The sequence below is a fragment of the Streptomyces sp. B3I8 genome (assembly GCF_030816915.1).
GTDB lineage: Bacteria > Actinomycetota > Actinomycetes > Streptomycetales > Streptomycetaceae > Streptomyces.
In genome coordinates this window covers 6893918-6916221 of sequence record NZ_JAUSYN010000002.1, presented here as the reverse complement: position 1 = coordinate 6916221, position 22304 = coordinate 6893918, and the positions used below count along the sequence as shown (strand labels likewise).

Here is a 22304-nt window from a genome sequence, read left to right as displayed (position 1 = left end):
TGAGGCAGTAGCCCCGTGCAGTTCCGACAGCAGGCCCTCGCCAAGCTGCAGTCGCCCGAGGAGCTCGATCTCCCGGTGCGGCTGGCCCGCCCGCAGGGCTGGCTGGTGCTCTGCGTGACCGTCCTCGTCATGGCGGCCGCCTCGGTGTGGGCGGTCACCGGCTCGGTGCCGTCCACCGTCGACGCCCCCGCCGTCCTCACCCACGCGGAGGGCAGTTACGTCCTGCAGAGCCCTGTCGCCGGGCAGGTGACCGCGGTCCTGGTGAAGGAGGGCGAACGGCTGTCCGCCGGCGCCCCGGTCGTCAAGGTCCGTACGCGCGAGGGTGACGCGGTGGTGCGTACGGTCGCCGCGGGACGGATCTCCGCGCTCGCCGCCGACATCGGCCGCATCGTGCAGGCCGGTACGGACATCGCCGCCGTGGAGAAGGTCGCGCACGCCGACGACCCGCTGTACGCGACGGTGTACGTCCCCGCGCGGAACGCGGCCTCCGTCCCGGAGAACGCGGTCGTCGATCTCACCGTGCAGTCGGCGCCCGCCCAGCGGTACGGGGTGCTGCGCGGGCGGGTCGTCCGGGTCGACCGCACCGCCCAGACCCGTACCCGGATCGCCGCGTTCCTCGGCGACAGCTCGCTCGCCCGGCAGTTCACCGCGGACGGCCCCCCGGTGGCCGTCCTGGTACGGCTGCCGACCTCGTCCACCACGAAGAGCGGTTACCGCTGGTCGTCCGCGGACGGACCGCCGTTCCGGCTCACCTCGATGACCACGGCCACCGCCTCGGTCCGGCTGACCGACCGGCGTCCCCTCGATTGGCTGCTGCCGTGACCCCTGCACAGGAAACCCTCCCCCCGCGCGGCCGGCGCCGCGCGGCCCCGCCGAGGCGCACCCGGCCGAGCGGCACCCCCCGCACCCCGCGGGGGCGGCGCCGCACCGTGCGCACCCCCACCGTGCTGCAGATGGAGGCGGTGGAGTGCGGGGCCGCCTCCCTGGCCATGGTGCTCGGCCACTACGGCCGGCACGTGCCGCTGGAGGAGCTGCGGATCGCCTGCGGCGTCTCCCGCGACGGCTCACGCGCGAGCAACCTCCTGAAGGCGGCGCGCAGTTACGGGCTGACCGCCAAAGGCATGCAGATGGACACCGCCGCCCTCGCCGAGGTGGCGGCGCCCGCCATCCTGTTCTGGGAGTTCAACCACTACGTCGTCTACGACGGCACCGGCCGCCGCTTCGGCCGGCGCGGTGTGTTCGTCAACGACCCCGGAAAGGGCCGCCGGTTCGTGCCGAGGGAGGAGTTCGACACCGGTTTCACCGGGGTCGTCCTCGTCATGGAACCCGGCGAGAGCTTCACCGAGGGCGGCCGCCGTCCCGGGGTGTTCGGTGCGCTCCCGGCGCGGCTGCGCGGCACCGCGGGCACGCTGCCCGCCGCCGTCCTGGCCAGCCTGCTGCTGGTGGTGGTCGGGGCGGCCGTGCCCGCGCTGAGCCGTACGTACATCGACACCTTCCTCATCGGCGGGCAGACCTCCTCGCTGGGCGTGCTGTTCGCCTCCATGGCGGCGTGCGTGCTGCTCACGGTGGTGCTGACCTGGCTGCAACAGGCCAATCTGCTGCGCGGCCGGCTCATCTCCTCCACCCTGTCCAGCGCCCGCTTCCTGCGCCATCTGCTGCGGCTGCCGGTCACGTTCTTCGCCCAGCGCAGCCCCGCCGACCTCGTCCAGCGCCTCGGCTCCAACGACGCCGTCGCCGAGACCCTCGCCCGGGACCTGGCGGCGGCGGGCGTGGACGCGGTGGTCGTCGTGCTGTACGCGCTGCTGCTCTACACCTACGACCCCCAGCTCACCTTCGTCGGCATCGGGGTGGCGCTGCTCAACATCGTGGCGATGCGGGTCGTCGTACGGCTGCGGGCGACCCGGACGGCGAAGCTGCGCGCGGACACCGCACGGCTCACCAACACCGCTTATACGGGCCTGCAGTTGATCGAGACGATGAAGGCGACCGGCGGCGAGGACGGCTACTTCCGCACCTGGGCCGGGCAGCACGCCACCACGCTGGAGGAGCAGCAGCGCCTCGGGGTGCCGAGCGCCTGGCTGGGCGTGGTGGCGCCGACGCTCGCCACGCTGAACAGCGCGCTGATCCTGTGGATCGGCGGGCTGCGCGCGGTCGAGGGGCATCTCTCGGTGGGGCTGCTGGTCGCCTTCCAGGCACTGGTCGCCCGGTTCACCGCGCCGCTGACCCGGCTCAACGGGGTGGCGGGCCGGGTCCAGGACTTCGCGGCGGACGTGGCCCGGCTCAAGGACGTGGAGAGTTTCCGCGCCGACCCGCTGCACACCCGGGGCACCGGCCGGACGTCCACGCGACGGCTCCAGGGGCACGTCGAGCTGGCGAACGTCTCCTTCGGCTACAGCCCGCTCGACGAGCCGCTGCTCACCGGGTTCGACCTGACCGTCGGGCCGGGCCGGCAGGTGGCGCTGGTGGGCGGCTCGGGCAGCGGCAAGTCGACGGTGTCCAGGCTGATCGCGGGTCTGTACACGCCGTGGGAGGGCGTCATCCGGATCGACGGACAGCGCCTCGACGACATCCCGCGCGGCGCGCTCGCCGCCTCCGTCTCCTTCGTCGACCAGGACGTGTTCCTCTTCGAGGGCTCGGTCCGCGACAACGTGGCGCTGTGGGACCCCTCGGTGCCCGACGAGGCGGTGGTGGCGGCGCTGCGGGACGCGGCACTGTACGAGGTCGTCGCGCGCCGCCCGGGCGGGATCCACAGCCGGGTCGAGCAGGACGGCCGCAACTTCTCCGGCGGTCAGCGCCAACGTCTCGAGATCGCGCGGGCGTTGGTGCGCGACCCGAGCATCCTGGTGCTGGACGAGGTGACCAGCGCGCTGGACGCGGAGACCGAACAGGTCGTCATGGACAACCTGCGGCGGCGCGGCTGCGCCTGCGTGGTGATCGCGCACCGGCTGAGCACCGTGCGCGACAGCGACGAGATCGTGGTCCTCGACCGCGGCACGATCGTCGAACGCGGCCGGCACGCGCAACTGGTCGCGGCCGGCGGGGCGTACGCGGCCCTGGTCAGGGAGCGGTGACGTGATTCCGGAGCAAAGGGGCCACACGGCCCACGCGGACCGTTCGGGCCACACGAACCACATGGATCACGCGCCCCACGCGGACCAAGTGGGCCACGCGGGCGAGGTCGACCCGGTGCTGTCCGCCCTCGGCGGGCTCGGCACCTCCCTGGACCGCGCGGCGGACGGGTCCCGGCTGGATCTGGACGGCCCCCAGGTGCTGTGGCTGGTGACGTCCGGCGCGCTGGACCTGTACGCGGTGGACGCGGCCGCTCAGGGACACTGGCACCACCTGGGCCGGCTGGAGCCGGGGGCGCTGCTGCTCGGCCCGGTCGCGGGGCCGCGCCACACCCTGGTCGCACGCCCGGTGCGGGAGTGCGCGGTGCGCCGCATCGCGCTGCGCGAGCTGTACCAGCAGGCGGAGACGGCGACCTGGTCCTACGACGCCTACGGCAACCCGCAGTACGTGCCGCCGGCCACCAGCCCGCTGGAGCACGCCCTGGCGCTCGGCGTCGGCCGCGGGCTGTCCGTCCTGTTCCAGGCGCCGATGGCGGGCGAGGCGGCGGCCACGCCCGCGGACGACGACGTGTTCTGGATGCAGGTGCCCCCGGGCAGCGTGGCGTACGGCTCGCTGTACGGGGCCGAGGCCGCGGCCGACCTGCTGATGGACCCGGGGCTGTGGCAGGGCCTGGTCGACCAGCAGTACCGGCTGCTGACCACGCTCGACCGGTGGATAGAGGAACTGGAACGCGGCCACGAGAACCGTACGGCGGCGGGCATCCGCGCCGGTGAGGCGGCCCGCGCGCAGGCCGACCGGACGCTGCTCGCCTCCCTCGGCCCCACGACCGGTGCGACCGGCGCAGCCGGCCGGCGCGCCACGGCCGCCGACACGGACGCCACCTACGCCGTGTGCGCGCTGGTCGCCGAGGCGGCCGGCCTGGCCCTCACCGACCCCGCGCGGGGCGGCGCCGGCAGCGAACGCCTCGACCCGGTGGAGCGCATCGCCCTCGCCTCCCGGGTGCGCACCCGGACCGTGCGGCTGGCCGGACGCTGGTGGCGGGAGGACATCGGTCCGCTGGTGGGCCGGCGGGCCCTGTCCGGGGCGCCGGTGGCGCTGCTGTGGCGGCGCGGCGGCTATGTCGCGGTGCACCCGGCGACGGGGCGCGAGACGCCGGTGGAGAAGGTCAACGCGGTGGAGTTCGAACCGGGGGCGGTGATGTTCTACCGCCCGCTGCCCGAGCGGCGGCTGTCCCTGCCGCGGCTCGCCCGGTTCGTGCTGCGCGGCAGCCGCCGCGACCTGGGCCGGCTGCTGCTGAGCACCGTGGTGACGCTCACGATCGGCGCGCTGGTGCCGGTGGCCACCGGCAAGGTGCTCGGCTCGTTCGTGCCGCGGGCCCGCGAGGACCTGATCGGCCGGATGTGCCTGGCGGTGATCGTGGCGGGCGTCGTCTCGGCGGCGTTCACGCTGCTGCAGAACATGACGCTGCTGCGCCTGGAGGGCCGCATCGAGGCGACGCTCCAGCCGGCCGTGTGGGACAGGCTGCTGCGGCTGCCGACCGCGTTCTTCGCCGAGCGGTCCACCGGCGAACTGGCAAGCGCCGCGATGGGGGTGAGCGCGATCCGGCGGCTGCTCGCCGGAATCGCGCCGGTGCTCGTGCAGTCGGTGACCGTCGGCGCGATGAACTTCGGCCTGCTCCTGTGGTACAGCGTGCCGCTGGCGCTGGCCGCGCTCGGCATGCTGGTGGTGATCGCCGCCGTGTTCCTGGGGCTCGGGCTGTGGCAGGTGCGTTGGCAGCGGCGGCTGAACGTGCTCACCAACAAGCTGAACAACCAGGCGTACCAGACCCTGCGGGGGCTGCCGAAGCTGCGGGTCGCGGCGGCCGAGAACTACGCCTACGCCGCCTGGGCACGGCAGTTCGCGCGCAGCCGGGAACTGCAGCGCGGGGTGGGCGGGATCAAGAACCTCAACACCGTGCTGGGCGCGGTCTATCTGCCGCTGTGCTCGCTGCTGATGTTCATGCTGCTGGCCGGTCCGGCGCGCGGGTCCCTGTCGGCGGCGGCGTTCCTCACCTTCAGCACCGCTGTGACCATGGTGCTCACCTCGGTGACCCAACTCACCGGCGCGTTCGTGTCGGCGGTGGCCGCGCTGCCGCTCCTGGAGGAGATCCGCCCGGTGCTCGACACCCCGCCCGAGGTCCGTTCCGGCAGCACACCCCCGGGCGAACTGAGCGGGGCGCTGGAGGCGCGGCGGCTGTCGTTCCGGTACGGCGACGACGGCCCGCTCGTCCTGGACGACGTGTCGTTCGCCGTCCGGCCGGGCGAGTTCGTGGCGGTCGTCGGGCCGAGCGGCTGCGGCAAGTCGACGCTGCTGCGGCTGCTGATCGGCTTCGACCGGCCGGTCTCCGGCAGCGTCCTGTACGACGGCCAGGACCTCTCCGCGCTGGACCGCTCCGCGGTACGGCGGCAGTGCGGGGTGGTGCTGCAGCACGCGCAGCCGATGACGGGGTCGATCCTGGACGTCATCCGGGGCACCGAGCCGTGCACCCCGGAGGAGGCGATGGCGGCGGCCGAACTGGCCGGGCTCGGAGAGGACATCCGCCGGATGCCGATGGGGCTGCACACGATCGTGCAGGGCAGCGGCTCGCTCTCGGGCGGCCAGCGCCAGCGCCTGATGATCGCCCAGGCGCTGCTGCGCCGCCCCCGTGTCCTCTTCCTCGACGAGGCGACGAGCGCGCTGGACAACGCCACGCAGCGCACGGTGATCGAGAGCACCCGCGCGCTCAACGCCACACGCGTGGTCATCGCCCACCGCCTCTCCACGGTGCTGGACGCGGACCGTGTGGTGGTCATGGAGGACGGCAAGGTGGTGCAGGAGGGCCCGCCCGGCGAGCTCCTGTCCCAGGAGAACGGCCGCCTGCGCGAACTGGTACGGCGGCAGCTGGCCTGACCGGCCGCGGCACGCACCGCACGGGCGGTCGCACGGGCGTCGCACGATCCCGCCCGCGAACGCCGGGCACCCGCCCGCCGCCGTGTCCCGCAGCGCATCGTTGCGTTCGCGGGGCGCACTCGGCCGCCGAAGGCGTGCGCGGACGCAATCCGGGTAGGCGAACACCCATGCGTGTGAGTGTGGTGGACGTGGGGTCGAACACGGTACGGCTGGTGGTCGCGGACGCGGTCGGCGGCATACCGCTGCCGGTGCACACCGCGAAGTGGCGGCTGCGGCTCTCCGAGCACGTCGAGCCGGGCGGTCCCGTGCCCGAGGAGGCCGTGGAGCGCCTGGTGGCGGCGGTCGCCGCGGCCGACGCGGCGGCGCGGCGGTGGGGTGCCCCCGACCCGTCGGCCTTCGCCACGGCCGTCGTACGCAACGCGCCCAACCGTCAGGAGGTGCTGGACGCCGTACGGGCCGGCACCGGGGTGCCGCTGTGCACGCTGCCCGGCGAGGTCGAGGGCGAGCTGACGTTCCTCGGGGCCCGGCGGTGGATGGGCTGGCGTTCGGGGCCGCTGGCCCTTCTCGACATCGGCGGCGGCACGCTGGAGGTGGCGTTCGGTCGGGGCCGGCTGCCGGACTTCGTGGCCTCGCTGCCGCTGGGGGCGCGCCGGCTGACGCACGAGTTCTTCGCGGACGAGGACGACCCGCCGTCGGCGGAGAGCATCCGGGCGATGCGGCGCGCGGTCCGCCACCAGTTGCGGGACGCGGCCGCGCGGATCCGCTGGGAGGGCCCGCGCACGGCGGTCGCGACCTCGCGCACGTTCCAGCAGCTCGCCCGGCTCTGCGGGGCCGCGCCGGGCCGGCGCGGCCCGTTCGTGGAACGGGAGCTGCACCGGGACGAGTTGGGCCGGCAGCTCGACCGCCTGGCCGGCCTCCCCGCGGCCGAACGCGCCCACCTCCCCGGCATTTCCGCACCGCGGGCCGGCCAGAGCCTGGCGGGCGCGGTGGTCGGCCACACGGCGATGAAACTGACGGGCATCAAAACCGTGACGATCTCCCCCTGGGCGATCCGCGAGGGCATTCTCCTCCGCCACATAGAGGACGGCCCCACCTGGTGGTCGACCATCGCCCAGACCCCCACGGACCCCCACCCCGCCCCTCCGGTCCCCCTGAGAGTGGCCCCACGAAGCGCCCCGTAGGAGAAACTCCCGTGGGCCGCGCCGCGTAGGGGCGCGGCCCATGAGGGGCGCGGGGCTGTGCGTGTCTGCGGCTGCCGCCGCGTGGGCGCGGGGAGCCCCACCGGCGGTCGGCCCGGAACGCACCCCGGCGTCCAAAGGGCTCCGCCCCTTGAAAGGACGGGCAGGGCAGGGGCGGCGGGGGCGAAAAAGGGTACCCGCACCTCATGACCGACCGCACGCCCCGCCGGGCAGGCCCCGCCGCCCTCCCCACCCCCCGCGGCCCCCTCTCCACCACCGTCCTCGACCACCTCCACCACCCCGAAGCCCCCCACCCCCTGCCCGACACCGCCACCACCACCGCCGACCCCTACGGGGAGGACCTCCACCTCGCCCTCTACACCTGCTACGAGCTCCACTACCGCGGCTTCCCCGGCATCGACCCCGACCTCGAGTGGAACCCCGCCCTCCTCCGCCTCCGCGCCGCCCTGGAAGACCGCTTCCTCACCGCCCTGCGCATGGACGCCCCCGCCCACAAGACGCTCTCCGACGCCCTGGAGGACCTCCTCGTCGAGCCGGTCGACACCCCCGGCACGCCCACCGCGACCGGCGCCTCCCACTTCCTGCGCGACGAGGGCACCCCGGAGCACCTGCGCGAGTACGCCGCCCACCGCTCCCTGTACCACCTCAAGGAGGCCGACCCGCACGCGTGGGTCCTCCCCCGCCTCTGGGGCCGCCCGAAGGCGGCGATGGCGGCCGTGGAGTTCGACGAGTACGGCGGCGGCCGCCCCGACCGCGTGCACGCCCAGCTCTTCGCCGACCTCATGACCGACCTGGGGCTGGACACGACGTACGGCCACTACCTCGACGACACGTGCGCCGAGATGCTCGCCAACGTCAACCTCATGTCCCTGTTCGGCCTGCACCGGGGCCTGCGCGGCGCCCTCGTCGGGCACTTCGCCGACGTCGAGATCACCTCCTCCCCCGGCTCCCGCCGGCTGGCGGAGGCGATGCGGCGGGCCGGCGCCGGACCGGCCGCCCGGTTCTTCTACGACGAGCACGTCGAGGCGGACGCCGTCCACGAGCAGATCGTCCGCCGGGACGTCATCGGCGGCCTGCTGGAGCAGGAACCCGAACTGGAGGACGACATCACCTTCGGCATCGACGCGACGGAGTACCTGGAAGGCCGCTTCGGCGACCGGCTCCTGGCGGCCTGGCGGGCGGGGCGGTCCTCCCTGCGCACCCCTTTGCCGCCCGCCGAGGTGCCCGTCCCCCGGTCGTCGGCACGGCAAGATAGGTGAGGAGATCCCGGGTACCCGGCACACGTGAAACCTCTGGTTCTCCCGGGTGTCTACGCCCCACAAGACGACACGGCCCTCCTGGCCGGTGTCCTGTCCGACGAGCCACTCGCACCGGACGCCCTGGTCCTCGACGTGGGCACCGGCTCCGGCGCCCTCGCCCTGGTCGCCGCGCGCAGGGGCGCCCGTGTGACGGCGGTGGACGTGTCGCGTCGCGCGGTCTACGCGGCCCGTATCAACGCCTGGCGGGCCGGCCTGCGGATCCGTGCACTGCGCGGAAACCTGTTCACGCCGGTGCGCGGCGAGGCCTTCGACCTGGTCCTGGCCAATCCCCCGTACGTCCCCACGCCCGACGGCCACCGTGAGCCCCGGGGCCGGGCCCGGGCCTGGGACGCGGGCCACGACGGGCGGCTGATCCTGGACCGGATCTGCGAGCAGGCGCCGGCGCTGCTGCGGCCGGGGGGCGTGCTGCTCCTGGTGCACTCGGTGCTCAGCGGCCCCGAGCGGACCCTGGAGCAACTGAGCACCGTCGGCCTGACGGCGGAGGTCACCGACCGTCGCTGGGTGGCCTTCGGCCCGGTGCTGCGGGAGCGGCGGAGCTGGCTGCGGGAACGGGGCCTGCTCGCCGCGGACCCGGACGCGGGCGACAAGGAGGAGCTGGTGGTGATCCGTGCCGTACGACAGCCCTGAAGCGCCCTGCCGGCGGAACGGCGGGTACGGGCGGGACGGGCAGGACGGCCGGGAGGGGCGGGACGGCGGTGACACCGCGTCCGGTGCGCCGCGTCGGATCTCCATGGACCGCACCGGTCCGATCCTGGTGGAGGGCCCGGTGGAGGTCGAGTTGGAGGACGGCACGGTGGTGTCCTCCGACCGCTTCCGGGTCGCCCTGTGCACCTGTCGGCGCAGTAAGCGCTTCCCGTGGTGCGACACCAGTCACCGCCGTCGCGCCCGCGCACCGCAGTGAGCACCGAACGAAACACGAAATGCGGGGGCCGGCCGACAACCCCACTTTGTCGGTCCGGCCCCCGTACGGGACCGCGTGAGACCGTGACGGAGGTGCGTTACTCCCCAGTCACGCACCCCCGAACCACGCTCACGGGCTCACACGGTCCCGAGCTCTGCGGGACTGGCGGGACTAGAACGCGAAGACGGCGGGGCCGTACGCGTTCTTCTCGCACGGGTTGGCGAAGCTCCGTTCGTAGGAGAGCCGCTTGCCGCGCCACACCCCCTCCACGGTGACGACCACCGGGTCGTACTCCTTGGTGCACAGGACCCCGTCCGCCGGGCGGAGGGACGCCGGATCGCCGTCGACGGCTCTCAGGCCGGCGCAGGCCTCGGCCGGGGCCGGATGCGTGCCCGAGGGCGTGGGCGCGCAGCTGAGGGTGACGGCCCGCTCGGCGGTGGCGTCGGCCGCCCGCTCGCCGTGGCCCACGGTCAGCACCAGCGCCGAGGGCGCGTAGAGCGAGGCGGGGCCGGCGGGGGTGGCCTGCGCCGCCGGTGCGGGCAGGGCCAGGGGTCCGCAGACCGCGGCCGCGCTCAGGGTCAGGGCCGCTGTCCAGCGGGCGGGGTTCGGCATTGTGTGCATCCTTCCGCTCGATCGGACGGCCGGGTGCGGCTCCGGGGACGTGTGGCCCGCGGAGCCGGCCGGCCGGGTGCCGGTTGGGCGAGCGTGAGTCTGTCGAACGCCCATCGAAAACACACATCGGCCCCACACTTTTCGGTAACTTTGAGTGTTGAATCAGTGGCGCGAAGTCACGCGGGTCGCACACGTGTCCCCCGCAACAGAGCCGCCGTAGGGTGACGGGGTCGCCGAGGTGGCGAGATTGCGGCGGTTGGCCAATCGGCCGGAATCATTCCGCTCCGGGGGGCGGGAAGAGAAGCGGGAGGACGGATGGCGCGGCACTGGGCGGACTTCCAGTACGAGATCTACCTGAACGGAATGACGGGGGCCGTGCCCCGGCTGCCCACCGATCTGACGCGGCTGGAGGAGATGGCCGAGCGGCGGCTCGGCCCCGGCCCGGTCGGTTACGTCGCGGGCAGCGCGGGCGACGGCAGCACCGCCCGGGCCAACCGGGCGGCGCTGGACCGCCACCGGATCGTGCCGCGGATGCTGCGGGACGTGCACGAGCGGGATCTGTCGGTCGAGGTGCTGGGACGCCCGCTGCCGGCGCCGCTCGCGCTGGCCCCGGTCGGCGTGCTGTCGCTCATGCATCCGGACGCGGAGTCCGCGGCCGCCCGGGCCGCGACGGCGCTCGGCGTGCCGTTCACGCTGTCCTCGGCCTCCAGTACGCCGCTGGAGGCGGTCGCCGAGGCGTCCGGGGACGGCGAGCGCTGGTTCCAGCTGTACTGGGCCAAGGACCGCGAGGTCACCCGGAGCTTCCTCGGGCGGGCGAAGGCGGCGGGGTTCACGGCACTGTTCGTCACGCTCGACACCCCCCTGCTGGCCTGGCGCCCGCGCGACCTCGACCAGGCGTACCTGCCGTTCCTGCACGGAGTGGGCACCGCCAACTACTTCACCGACCCGGCGTTCGCGGCGGGGCTCGCCAAGCCGGTGCACGAGGACCCGAACGCGGCCGTGCTGCACTTCGTGAACATGTTCGCGGACCCCGGCAAGACCTGGCCGGACCTGGCGTTCCTGCGGGAGAACTGGGGCGGTCCGATCGTCCTCAAGGGCGTGCTGCACCCGGACGACGCCCGTCTCGCCGCCGACGCGGGGATGGACGGCGTGGTCGTCTCCAACCACGGCGGCCGCCAGGTGGCCGGCTCGATCGCGGCGGCCGACGCGCTGCCGGCGGTGGCCGACGCGGCCGGCGACCGGCTGACGGTCCTGTTCGACAGCGGCATCCGCACCGGGGACGACGTCGTCAAGGCCCTGGCGCTGGGGGCCGAGGCGGTCCTGCTGGGCCGCCCGTACGCGTACGGCCTGGGCCTGGACGGCCAGGCCGGCGTCGAACACGTCCTACGGTGCGTACTGGCGGAACTGGACCTGACCATGGCCCTCGCGGGCCACGCCGGGGTGCGGACACTGACCCGGGAGGTCCTGGCGCGGGGATGAGGGGCGCGGGGAACCGCGCATCTTCTGGGGGGTCCGGGGGGCGGAGCCCTCCGGGGACGATGGGGGTCCCCTGCCCGAACGAAGTTGAGAGCTCGGGGAGGGAAGGGGCGGCGGGGGCGGGATGACCCGCCGCCCCCGCCCCCTCCTCCCCCGCCCCTCAGATCTGCCAGGACCGCAACCGGTCCGCCGCCCCGTACACGTCCGCCTTCCCCGCGATCAGCTCCCGCACGAGATCCACCAACGCCCCGTACGGCGGATCGATCCCCACCCCGCTCGCGAACATGTACGCCACCGCCGTCGCACAGGCGAACCGCGCGTTCGCCGAAGGCAACGGCTTCAGCAGCGCCAGCGTGTGCAGCAGCGCCGCCGCCCGCCACGCCGGGTCGGAGTCCACACCGAGCCGCGGCGGGTCGACACGGTGCCGCGCGACCGCGGCGACCAGCGCCGAGAAGTCGTTGACGAGGGGTTGGTCCGGCAGCACCTCTTCATGGCGCTGGAGCAGCCAGGGCACATCGACATGGAGGTCCGGTGGCATGGCTCAGACGTCCCGCCCCTCGCTTCCGCCGGGTGACTCGTCCTCGGGGAAGGCGGCGGCGAACTCCGCGGCGTGCGCGGTGAAGAAGCGCCGGAACGCCTCCGCGCCTTCCTGCAGCGCCCGGTGCCGGGCGATGTCGGCGGCTGCCGCCTCGCGCACGAGTGCCTTCATCGACGTACCGCGCTCCTTGGCGATCTGCCGGAGGTCCTCGAGCTCACGCTCGCTGAACTCCACATTCAACGCTGGCATGCGCCAACGGTACTCCGAGGGTACTTACCCGTAAATACTGGCTGGTGGGAGCGGGTGTGCCTCGGTACCCGGCGCCGAACGTCCAGGAGGCCGCCCGGTACCGGCAGCGGGCCGGAACGCGTCGCGGAACGGACCGCGAACGGACCGGGTCCGCGCAAGTTGGCCATGCGCTTGTCAAGGGTCCGGCAGGGCTGATCCAAAGGACAGGCTCTAACCTGGGAACGACGTGTGACGCCCCTGTTCACCCGGAGTGTGCGCAAGGAAGTGGCGAGGATGATCCCGGAGTACCCGTACGACGACGCCGCCACGGCGCGGGCGGTCGTCGACGACGGCGGCACGCTGCGGGAGTGGAACGAGGGCGCGCGGCGGCTGCTCGGGTACGCGGCCGACGAGGTCGTGGGGCGCCCCGCCGCCGGGCTCCTGGCCGACCCCGCCGGTCCTGTCCTCCCCGCGGACCCCTCCTACCGCGTCGACGGCCTCCTGCGCCTGCGCCACCGGGACGGGAACACCGTCTCCGTGTGGGTCCTCGCCCACCACCGCCCGGCCGGCGCCGACGGCCCCGCCCACTGGCTGGTGGTGACCCCGCTGGAGGACACCGCGCCCCTCCCCGACGACGACCCGCTGGCCCGGACGGCACTGGCCCAGTCCCCGTGCGCCACCGCCGTCTACGACGAGCGGCTGCGACTGCGCCGGTTCAACCGGGCGATGTCCCTGATCATGGGCATTCCCGAGGAGCGCGTCCGCGGACTGCGTCCCTCCGAGGTCGGCGGCCGGCGGGAGAGCGAGGAGATCGAGCGGGACATGTTCCACGTGCTCACCACCGGCCGCGCCGACGACGTGCGCACCCTCGTCTCCGCCGACGTGGCCGGGCGGACCAGCGCCTGGCTCTTCCGGGTGGCTCCGGTGGTCGACGACGGGGGCCGGGTGCGCGGCGTCTGCATGACGATGCACGACTTCACCGAGGAGCACCTGGCCCGCAAGCGGCTCCAGCTCGTCAACGAGGCGAGCGTGCGCATCGGCAGCACACTCGACGTGGCCCGCACCGCCCAGGAGCTGGCCGACGTCTGCGTGCCGGCGCTCGCCGACTTCGTCAGCATCGACCTGCTGGACGGGCCGGAGGACGGCAGCGACCCGTCTCCGGTTTCCCTCACCTTTCCCGTCGCGCTGCGCCGCACCGCGCACCGGTCGTCGACGCCAGGCGGCCCCGAGGCGCTGACCGGGCTCGGCACCACCCGGTCGTACCCCGCGCCCTCGCCCCAGGCCGCCTGCCTGGCCACGGGGAACACCGTCCTCGCCGGGGACCCGACGGCCGCCCTCACCGAGTGGCTGGCCGAGGACCCGGTGCGGGCCCGGCGGATCCGCGCGCTCGGCATCCACTCCTCGATGTCGGTGCCGCTGCGGGCCCGCGGCAGCACCCTCGGGGTCGCCGTCCTCAGCCGCTTCCTCCGGCCCGAGGCGTTCACCCCGGACGACGTGCTGCTGGCCGAGGAGGTCACCGCGCGGGCCGCCGTGTGCATCGACAACGCCCGCCGCTACTCACGGGAGCGCGAGACCGCGCTGGCCCTGCAGCGCAGTCTGCTGCCCCAGCGGCTGCCGCGGACGGCGGCGGTGGAGGCGGCCTCCCGCTATCTCCCGGCCGCCCGCGCCGGGGTCGGCGGCGACTGGTTCGACGTGATCCCGCTGTCCGGGATGCGGGTCGCCATGATCGTCGGGGATGTCGTCGGCCACGGCATCCGGGCCTCGGCGACGATGGGCCGGCTGCGCACCGCCGTCCGCACCCTCGCCGACATCGACCTCGCCCCCGACGAGCTGCTGACCCACCTCGACGACCTGGTGCTGCGGCTGTCCGTGGAGAGCGGGCCGGACGGCACGACCGGGGAGGTCGGCGCGACCTGTCTGTACGCGGTGTACGACCCGGTCTCGCGCCGGTGCACCATGGCCCGCGCCGGGCATCCGCCGCCGGTGCTGGCGCCGCCCGGTGGCGGCCCGGCCCGCCCGGTCGACGTCCCGGCCGGGCCGCCGCTGGGGCTGGGCGGGCTGCCGTTCGAGGCGGTCCAGCTCGAACTGCCCGAGGGCACCGTGCTGGGGCTGTACACCGACGGCCTGGTGGAGAGCCGGGAACGGGACCCGGAGATCAGTCAGCGGCTGCTGTGCGAGGCACTGTCCCCGCCGCCGGTGACCGGCACGGCGTTCCCCCACGACGGCACCGCCGGCGCCGGCTGCGCCCACAGTGCCGACACGCCCGGCGGGTCCGACTCGCTGGACGCGGCGTGCGACCGGGTGCTGCACGCGCTGTTGCCGACGGGCGGGGCCGCGGACGACGTGGCGCTGCTGCTGGCCCGGACCCGGGGGCTGCCCGCCTCGCAGGTCGCGACGTGGGACATCCCCGCGGACCCGTCGCTGGTCGCGGCGATCCGCAAGCAGGTGGTGGGGCAGCTGGAACGGTGGCGGCTGACGGAGACGGCGTTCACGGCGGAATTGGTGGTGAGCGAACTCGTCACCAACGCGATCCGCTACGGGGAACGGCCGATCCGGCTGCGGCTGATCCACGACACGTCCATCCTGATCTGCGAGGTGTCGGACACGAGCCCGACGGCACCGCATCTGCGGCGCGCGAAGACGTACGACGAGGGCGGGCGGGGGCTGCTGCTGGTGGCTCAGCTGACCCAGCGGTGGGGGACCCGCCACACCCCGGAGGGCAAGACGATCTGGGCGGAGATGGCGCTGCTGGAAGGGTGGTAGCGGCTCGCCCGGGGGTCGGCCCCATGACCTGCCCCGAACCGGGAAAATGGGGCGTGCGGGCAGACCCGCACCTCACCGCCGTCGGAGGCCGTCCCTGAACACCCCGCTCGCCGAGACCCTGTCCGTCCTCCTCCTCGCCGCCGTCCTCGCCTGCGCCGTGGCCAGGCCGTTCAACTGGCCGGAGGCGGTCGTCGCCGTACCCGCCGCCACCCTGGTCGTCGCCACCGGCGCGCTCTCCCTGGGGCACGCCGCGGACGAGATCTCCCATCTCGCGCCCGTCGTCGGCTTCCTCGCCGCCGTCCTCGTCCTCGCCCGCCTCTGCGACGAGGAGGGGCTGTTCCGCGCCTGCGGCGCGTGGACGGCCCGCTGGGCGGCCGGCCGGCCCGGCCGGCTGCTGACCGCCGTCTTCGCGCTCGCCTCGGCGATCACCGCGGTGCTGAGCCTGGACGCCACCGTCGTCCTGCTCACCCCCGTGGTGTTCGCCACCGCCGCCCACATGGGCGCCCGCCCCAGACCGCACGTCTACGCCTGCACGCACCTGTCCAACACGGCCTCGCTGCTGCTGCCGGTCTCCAACCTCACCAACCTGCTCGCGTTCACCGCCGCCGGCATCGGCTTCGTCCGGTTCGGCACGCTGATGGCGCTGCCGTGGCTGGTGGCGGTGGCCGCCGAGTACGTCGTCTTCCGGCGGTTCTTCCGCCGGGACCTCGGCACGGTCGCGGCCGAGGGTCCGGACGGCGGGGAGCCGCCGCCGATGCCGGTGTTCGCGCTGCTCACCGTGGTCGGCACCCTGGCCGGCTTCGTCGTGGCCTCCGCCGTCGGCATCGACCCGGCGTGGTCGGCGCTGGCGGGGGCGCTCACCCTGGCCGTGCGCGCGCTGGTGCGCCGTCGTACGACCCCGCCGGCGGTGGTGCGGGCGGCGGCGCCGGGCTTCCTCGCGTTCGTGCTCGCGCTGGGCGTGGTGGTACGCGCCGTCGTCGACAACGGGCTCGCCGACGCGCTGGGGCACCTGCTGCCGGACGGCACCGGCTGGGCCGCGCTGCTCGGCGTCGCGGCCCTGGCCGCGCTGCTGGCCAACATGATCAACAACCTGCCCGCGGTCCTGGTACTGCTGCCGCTGGTCGCCCCGGCCGGCACCGGACCGGTGCTGGCGGTGCTGCTCGGCGTCAACATCGGCCCGAACCTCACCTACGCCGGTTCGCTGGCGACGCTGCTGTGGCGGCGCATCCTGCACCAGCACGACCACGGCGTCGATCTCGGCGAGTTCACCCGGCTCGGCCTGCTCACCGTGCCGGCGGCTCTGGTCCCGGCGACGACGGCACTGTGGCTGTCGCTCCGCTTGTTCGGCGGCTGAGACCGGAGGTCAGCGGTCCCCGGGCGTGCCCTCGGCGCCCCGGTCGACGGGCCGCGTGTGCGGCGCGCCCTCGGTGCCGGTCTGCCAGCGCTGTTCCGTGTCGCCCGTCGCGCGCGGCTTCAGCACGAGCGCGGTGCCGGGGTCGGGGTCGGACCCGGGCGCTGCCGGGGTGAGGGCCAGGTCCTCGTCCTGGCGCGATATGAGGTTGCCTTCGGCGGTGAAGTCGTAGCGGACGTCCGCCGCCCCGTGCGCGGACCGGCCCGCGCACGGGGCGAGGACGACCGAGTAGCCGAGGCGGGAGTCGAGGCAGAGCGAGGGCGCGGCGAGGCTGCGCAGCAGACCGTCGCCCTCGTAGGCCCAGCGCTGGGTGCGGGCGGGGCCGCAGCCGGCGAGGACGGCCTCGGCGCCGGTGTCCGCCTTCCCGCCCCGGACGTCGAGGCACAGCCCGTCGCCGGCGTTGCGCAGCCGGCTCCGGAGGACGCCGTCGGAGGCGTCGGCGGCCGTCCCGGCCCACGGAGGCAGGGAGGACGCCGTGCCCCCGGCCGCTCCTTCCGCCGTGCCGGCCGCGCCCCCGTCGGACCCGTCGGCCCCCATGACGGCCCACGCGAGGAGCGGTACGACGACACAGGCCCCCACGATGCCCACCACGAGAAGCGGCTCCCGCCCGGCCGTCCCCCTTCCCGAGCGATGCGACCCCGCCCCGAAGGGCCCTCGCAGCGTGCCGCCGAGTGAGGCTCGCGGCGCGCCGCCCAGCGATCCTCGCAGCGTGTCCCCGAGCGGGTTTCGCAGCGTGCCACCGGGAGCCCGGCGCCTGGACCGGTGCCGGGCGGCTTCGGCGGGCGCGGGCCCGCCCCCGGCGCGGAGGTTCCGCGCGGCGGGACCGACGGGCGGCACGGGCCGCTCCGCCGCCGGCGTGTCCTCCCTCGTCGGCTCCCCGCCTGGCGGGCCCTCCTGCGGGCCCTGGTCCGCGGGGGTGCGGCGGGCGGGGCGGCGAGGGCGGGGGGCGGTGATGCGGAGGCGGTCGGCGAGAGAGCGCATGTGGGCGGCGGCCGTGCGGACCCGGGTGCGCGGGCGGGGGGCGGCGGGCACCGGCGGGCTGTCGGGGGCCGTGAAGTCCATGCGCGTGTCGATCGCCGTCGGCCCGCGCGGGGGCGCCGGCTCGGGCTCCCGGGGGCCGCGGGTGTCGAGGTAGGCGCGTGCGGCCCAGCCGAGGACCCCCTCGGTGAGCAGGACGGGCAGCCGCCGGTCGAACCCGTCGAGCTGCTCGGCGGCGCCCCGGCAGTGCGCGCAGCCGTCCATGTGGAAGAGCAGGTCGGGGTCGAGGACCCGGTCCCCGCGCCGCAGCGCGACGTCGAGCAGCCGGGCGAACCGCCGGCAGTCGTCCCGGGGCGCGGACTCCCGGTGGATCTCCAGGCAGGCGTCGCGCAGCCGGGCCCTGGCCCGGGCGAGTCGCACGGGGACGTCACCGGTGTCGATCCCGAGCAGCGCGGCGGGCACGACCGCCTCCTCGCGTTCCACCTCCATGTGCCAGAGCAGGCACCGCGCCGGTTCGGCGAGCCGCTGGAAGGCGGCGGAGACGAGCCGCCGGTTGGCCGTCGGCCGCAGCCGGGCCGCCGCGGAACCGGCGCCGGAGCGCAGCTCGGGGTGGAGCATGTCGCGCCGGTGGTCGGTGTCCCACTCCCCCGCGATCCGGCCGACGGTGACCAGCAGGGCCGGCCGCCACGCCGCCGTGGGCCCGCCCTGCCGGCCGGCGTTCTCGAACAGGCGGCTGAACGCGGAGGTGGTGAGCATCCCGGCGGGGTGCGCCCCGGTCACGCACAGGCGCGCGTAGGTGTACACGGCCTCTCCGTGCCGGGCGAGGAGTTCCTCCACCGGCCGGTGGACGGGGCCTTCGGCACCGGACTTCTTGAGCTCCGCGGCGAGTTCCGCGTCGGGCACCTCGCGTGGCCGGCCGGGCTCGGGGGAATGCGGCACGGCCCCGTCGTTCACGTTCACTTTCCTCCACTGCCCCTGGGCGCGAGACCAGGTACGGACCGGTGACGCATCGCCCGGCCGACCGTCCCGCGGGGAGCGTCCGCAATCCACATCCGCGTTTTTCTCGACATCCCGCACGCGCGACCACGACCGCGTTCTCCTAGAGGGGAGCGAACGGCGTACCGGGCGCGTCCGGCGGAATGGGAATTGTCCGCACGTCGGCGCCCCACACCTTCGCACACGCCGGGGAGCAGTAACAAGACAGGGGCTCATTTTCCCGCGAAAGGGACCTCACCCGAACTCGGAGTAAGTTGACCGACCGTCAACTACTCAGTCCATACGGGGTAATTGCCCGGACCGGAGGTGCTCTCCCGTCCCTTGTCGACAGAAATTCAGGAAGGCGCCGGAACGTTACGGGAAATGCATGTCGGGGTCATCGCACGGTGAACGCGAGGACCTCCCCGGGGACCCGCACGCCCTTCTCACGCGCCGTCCGTGTTCTCCCGTGCGGGCGGCTGCGGGAGCAGGTCGAGCACCCGTTCCCAGCGGAACACCGGGCGGTCCCCGTCCGAGTCCCCGTCCCCGTCCGAGTCCCCGTCTCCATCCGCGTCCGCGTCCGCGTCCGCCGCCGTGCCCGTCCCGGCGTACGGGTCGGCGAACCGTACGCCCATCTCGCGCAGCCGCCGCAGACCGGCCGCGTAGGCGGGGTGGGCGGCCAGCGCCTCGCCGACGCAGGGCAGCACGCCGATGGGGACGCCGAGCCCGTACGCCTCGTTGAGCGTGCCGAGGGCGAGGGTGTCGGAGATGCCGGCCGCCCACTTGTTGAGCGTGTTGAAGGTGGCCGGGGCGACGGCCACGGCGTCCGGCGGCGGGAAGGGCCGCGGCTCGCCCGGCAGCCGCCACGCGGACCGGATCACGCGTCCGGTGCGCGCCTCGACGGCGGCGGTGTCGAAGAAGCCGAGGGCGAGCGGTGTCGCGAGGACGCCGACCTCCCAGCCGCGCTCCTGCGCCGCGGCGATCAGCTCCTCCACGCCGGAGGCGACCCCCGCGGCGCACACGACGACGTAGAGGAAGGGCTTCCCGGGTGCGGCGGCCTGTGCAGTCACCCGGGAACCCTACTCACCCTCGCTCGCCTACCCCACCCGCTCATCCGCGGCGGTCTCGCCCTCGCCCCGGATGCCGCGCACCGCCACCGCGCCGACCGGGCAGGCGCGGGCGGCCTCCCGGACCAGGGGGTCGCCGCCCCCGTCGCGGCGGCCGGGCAGCACGGTGCCGAAGCCGTCGTCGTCCTGGGTGAAGACGCCGGGCGCGGTGAGCGCGCACTGGCCGGCGCCGATGCACACGTCGTGGTCGATGCTGACGTCGAGCGTGCCGTCGTCGCTCATGGGTGCCCTCCTCACCAGGCCACGGGGAGTTCGACCATCCCCTGGATGGTGTCGCCGGGCTTGTGCGGGATCTCGTCCGGGGGCGCGGCGAGCCGCAGCTCGGGGAACCTCTCGAAGAGCGAACGCAGGGCGATCTCCAGTTCGGCGCGGGCCAGGTTCTGCCCGAGGCACTGGTGGATGCCGAAGCCGAAGGCGGTGTGGCCGCGCGCCGAGCGGTGCCAGTCGAGGGAGTCGCCGCCCGGGAAGACGGCCGCGTCCCGGTTGACGACGACGTTGGAGAAGACCACGCCGTCGCCCGCGCGGACCGTCTCCCCGGCGACCTCGATGTCCTCGGTGGCGACCCGGGTGAGCCCGTCCACGATGGACAGGAACCGCAGCAGTTCCTCGACGGCGGCGGGGACGAGCCCGGGATCGGCGCGCAGTTCGGCCAGGCGGCCGGGGTTCCGCAGAAGGGCGAACGTGCCGAGCGAGATCATGTTGGCCGTCGTCTCGTGGCCGGCGATCAGCAGCAGCACGGACAGCGAGATCAGGTCCTCCCGGTCGAGTTCGCCGCTCTCCAGCCGCTCCGCGATGAGTTCGTCGAGGATGCCGTCGCCCGGTTCCTCGCGTTTGCGGTCGATCAGCGCGCCGAGGTACGCGTCGAGCCGCTCCCGGGCGTCCTCGACGTCGGCCGCGGCGGGGCCGCGCAGCAGTCTGCGGGACTGCTCCTCGAAGAAGTCGTGGTCGGCGTAGGGGACGCCGAGCAGGGCGCAGATCACGGTCGACGGCAGGGGCAGCGCGAAGGTGCTCACCAGGTCGACGGGTGATCCCGCGGCGGCCATGCCGTCGAGCAGCCGGTCGACGGTCTCCTGGATGCGCGGGCGCAGCGCGGCGGCCCGTTTGAGGGTGAAGTGCGCGACGAGCATGCGGCGCTGGGTGCGGTGCTCGGGGTCGTCCACGCCGAGCAGGGGGAACCGGCGGGTGCGGCGGACGGCCGCGATGCGCTCGTTGAGCATCGGGAAGTCCGGCCGGGTGCGGTCGGCGGAGAGCCGGGGGTCGGAGAGCAGGGCACGCGCGGTGGCGTGGCCGGTGACCAGCCACACGCGGCGGCCGTCGTAGAGGGTGGCGCGCGCCAGCGGCCGCTGCTCGCGCAGTGGGGCGTAGCCGGCGGGCGGGTGGTAGGGGCACGTGCGGTCCTGGGGGAACCGGGGGACCGGCGCGTCCTGGGGAGCGTCGACGGGTGCTGCCGCGCGGGCAGTGGAGTGCGTCATGAAGAACCTCGCATGCGAAGACTCGCCCTTGCCATGCGCCATTGGATGCCTGAGGCGACCATCGGGTCACCAGGAAGTTCGGCCAGATCACCCGGCGGGCGGAACTGGCCGAAGCCGTACGGGTGGCGGACCGGGCGGCGGGCGGGCGGGTGCGCGGGACGGGGGACGCGTTCGCCCGCCGAATCCGGGTAGTCCCCGACCATGAGCAGCCCCGCCGGGACCGTCGCCGTGTGGGGGGCCGCCCCGATGCCGTTCGGGCGGTCCTTCCGCGATCAGACCGTGCGCATGGTCGTCCGCCCGAGTGCCTCGGGGAGTCGTGCGCGGCTGCGGCTGTCCCATCTGTACGGCGCCGAGGAGCTGACCGTGGGCGCGCTCTCCGTGGCGGTGGAGGGGTCCCGCCCGCGGCCCGTGACCGTCGACGGCGCGCCGAAGGCGGTACTCGGCGCTGGCCGGGAAGTGCACACCGACGTGCTGCCGGTCGAGGTGGAACGCGGCCGGGACCTGACGGTCTCGCTGTATCTGCCGGACGCCACCGGGTCCACGACCCACCACCGGGACGCCTTCACCACCACGTACCTCTCGCCGCCCGGCTCCGGCGATCTCACCCTCGCGCCGGACCTCGACGGCTTCACCGGGCCGGCCCCGCGCTCCTGGTACCTCCTGTCGGGGCTGAGCGTCGTCCCGGCCGAGGCGGAGGGAACGCTGGTGGCCTTCGGGGACTCGATCACGGACGGCGCGTACTCCACCGTCGACGCGAACCGGCGGTGGCCCGACCTGCTGCGGCCGGACCGGCTGGCGGTGGTCAATGCCGGGATCGGGGGCAACCGGCTGCTGTCCGACTGGACCGATCCGTCGGGTGAACGGCGGTTCGAGCGGGATGTGCTCGAACAGCCGGGGGTGCGGGCGGCGGTCGTCCTGCTCGGCGTCAACGACCTGCTCGCCGGGCTGTGGCCGCAGGGCACGGCGGTGTCGGCACAGGAGGTGCTGGACGGGTACGGGCGGCTGGTGAAGGAGGCGCGGAAACACGGGGTGCGGGTGGTGGGCTGCACCCTGCCGCCGGCGCGGACGCTGCGCCGGGAGCGGGACGCGGTGCGCCGGGAGGTGAACGAACGGCTGCGGGCGGGCGGGGTGTTCGACGCGCTGGCCGACGTGGACGCGGCGTTGCGCGATCCGCGGGACACGGGGCGCCTGAGGGGCGGGTACGACAGCGGGGACGGCCTGCACCCGAACGACGCCGGCATGGCCGCGGTGGCACGCGCGGTGACCCCCCATGTCTCCCGCGTCCCCTGTGAGCCCCCGTGACCCGCG

The 22304-nt window shown here is 74.6% G+C and carries 18 protein-coding genes; 11 read left to right on the top strand and 7 right to left on the bottom strand.

The genetic code is table 11. The features are described from left to right. Positions 1–15 precede the first annotated feature (15 nt). The 7 genes from QFZ64_RS32585 to QFZ64_RS32555 all read left to right on the top strand — a co-directional run bounded on the left by QFZ64_RS32585 (position 16) and on the right by QFZ64_RS32555 (position 9416). Positions 16–822, top strand: a complete 807-nt coding sequence (locus QFZ64_RS32585; RefSeq protein WP_307071061.1) for a DUF2118 domain-containing protein — start codon at positions 16–18, stop codon at positions 820–822. Continuing rightward, positions 819–3071 (top strand): NHLP family bacteriocin export ABC transporter peptidase/permease/ATPase subunit, encoded by a 2253-nt coding sequence (locus tag QFZ64_RS32580; RefSeq protein WP_307071060.1) that lies wholly within the window; start codon positions 819–821, stop codon positions 3069–3071. The genes QFZ64_RS32585 and QFZ64_RS32580 overlap by 4 nt, the downstream gene beginning before the upstream one ends. A 61-nt stretch (positions 3072–3132) precedes the next feature. Next, on the top strand, positions 3133–5997 hold the full coding sequence (locus tag QFZ64_RS32575) for an NHLP bacteriocin export ABC transporter permease/ATPase subunit (RefSeq protein WP_307071059.1): 2865 nt from the start codon (positions 3133–3135) through the stop codon (positions 5995–5997). A gap of 167 nt (positions 5998–6164) precedes the next feature. After that, complete coding sequence (locus QFZ64_RS32570; protein WP_307071058.1) at positions 6165–7178, top strand: Ppx/GppA family phosphatase; 1014 nt, start codon at positions 6165–6167, stop codon at positions 7176–7178. Positions 7179–7381: 203 nt separating this feature from the next. After that, positions 7382–8455, top strand: coding sequence for an iron-containing redox enzyme family protein (locus tag QFZ64_RS32565; protein ID WP_307071057.1), 1074 nt, complete (start codon positions 7382–7384; stop codon positions 8453–8455). Positions 8456–8479: 24 nt separating this feature from the next. After that, positions 8480–9142, top strand: a complete 663-nt coding sequence (locus QFZ64_RS32560; RefSeq protein ID WP_307071056.1) for a HemK2/MTQ2 family protein methyltransferase — start codon at positions 8480–8482, stop codon at positions 9140–9142. A gap of 103 nt (positions 9143–9245) precedes the next feature. Continuing rightward, a complete protein-coding gene (locus QFZ64_RS32555) occupies positions 9246–9416 on the top strand; it encodes a CDGSH iron-sulfur domain-containing protein (RefSeq protein ID WP_307071948.1) in 171 nt (56 codons plus the stop codon). A gap of 171 nt (positions 9417–9587) precedes the next feature. Here QFZ64_RS32555 and QFZ64_RS32550 read toward each other — a convergent pair whose 3' ends face one another. Beyond that, complete coding sequence (locus tag QFZ64_RS32550; RefSeq protein WP_307071055.1) at positions 9588–10028, bottom strand: subtilase-type protease inhibitor; 441 nt, start codon at positions 10026–10028, stop codon at positions 9588–9590. A gap of 315 nt (positions 10029–10343) precedes the next feature. Here QFZ64_RS32550 and QFZ64_RS32545 point away from each other — a divergent pair, with 315 nt between their 5' ends. Further along, entirely contained in the window at positions 10344–11507 is a 1164-nt protein-coding gene (locus tag QFZ64_RS32545; protein WP_307071054.1) for a lactate 2-monooxygenase, read from the top strand. A 157-nt stretch (positions 11508–11664) separates the two neighbouring features. Here the strand turns inward: QFZ64_RS32545 and QFZ64_RS32540 are convergent, their stop codons facing one another. Both QFZ64_RS32540 and QFZ64_RS32535 read right to left on the bottom strand, forming a co-directional pair. Continuing rightward, positions 11665–12042 carry a toxin Doc gene (locus QFZ64_RS32540; RefSeq protein WP_307071053.1) on the bottom strand — a complete coding sequence of 126 codons (378 nt, stop codon included), beginning with the start codon at positions 12040–12042 and terminating at the stop codon, positions 11665–11667. A gap of 3 nt (positions 12043–12045) precedes the next feature. Further along, entirely contained in the window at positions 12046–12291 is a 246-nt protein-coding gene (locus QFZ64_RS32535) for a hypothetical protein (protein ID WP_030381474.1), read from the bottom strand. A 273-nt stretch (positions 12292–12564) separates the two neighbouring features. Between QFZ64_RS32535 and QFZ64_RS32530 the strand changes: the two genes are divergently transcribed. Both QFZ64_RS32530 and QFZ64_RS32525 read left to right on the top strand, forming a co-directional pair. Continuing rightward, a complete protein-coding gene (locus QFZ64_RS32530) occupies positions 12565–15033 on the top strand; it encodes a SpoIIE family protein phosphatase (RefSeq protein WP_307071052.1) in 2469 nt (822 codons plus the stop codon). A 46-nt stretch (positions 15034–15079) separates the two neighbouring features. Continuing rightward, positions 15080–16387, top strand: coding sequence for an arsenic transporter (locus QFZ64_RS32525; protein ID WP_307071051.1), 1308 nt, complete (start codon positions 15080–15082; stop codon positions 16385–16387). A gap of 9 nt (positions 16388–16396) precedes the next feature. Here the strand turns inward: QFZ64_RS32525 and QFZ64_RS32520 are convergent, their stop codons facing one another. The 4 genes from QFZ64_RS32520 to QFZ64_RS32505 form a co-directional block, all read right to left on the bottom strand. Next, positions 16397–18376 (bottom strand): RICIN domain-containing protein, encoded by a 1980-nt coding sequence (locus QFZ64_RS32520; protein WP_307071050.1) that lies wholly within the window; start codon positions 18374–18376, stop codon positions 16397–16399. A gap of 467 nt (positions 18377–18843) precedes the next feature. Next, positions 18844–19467, bottom strand: a complete 624-nt coding sequence (locus tag QFZ64_RS32515; RefSeq protein WP_307071049.1) for a flavoprotein — start codon at positions 19465–19467, stop codon at positions 18844–18846. Positions 19468–19494: 27 nt separating this feature from the next. After that, positions 19495–19746 (bottom strand): ferredoxin, encoded by a 252-nt coding sequence (locus QFZ64_RS32510; RefSeq protein ID WP_307071048.1) that lies wholly within the window; start codon positions 19744–19746, stop codon positions 19495–19497. 11 nt (positions 19747–19757) lie between these two features. After that, entirely contained in the window at positions 19758–20996 is a 1239-nt protein-coding gene (locus QFZ64_RS32505) for a cytochrome P450 (protein ID WP_307071047.1), read from the bottom strand. A gap of 201 nt (positions 20997–21197) precedes the next feature. Here QFZ64_RS32505 and QFZ64_RS32500 point away from each other — a divergent pair, with 201 nt between their 5' ends. Further along, entirely contained in the window at positions 21198–22298 is a 1101-nt protein-coding gene (locus tag QFZ64_RS32500) for an SGNH/GDSL hydrolase family protein (RefSeq protein WP_307071046.1), read from the top strand. Positions 22299–22304 lie beyond the last annotated feature (6 nt).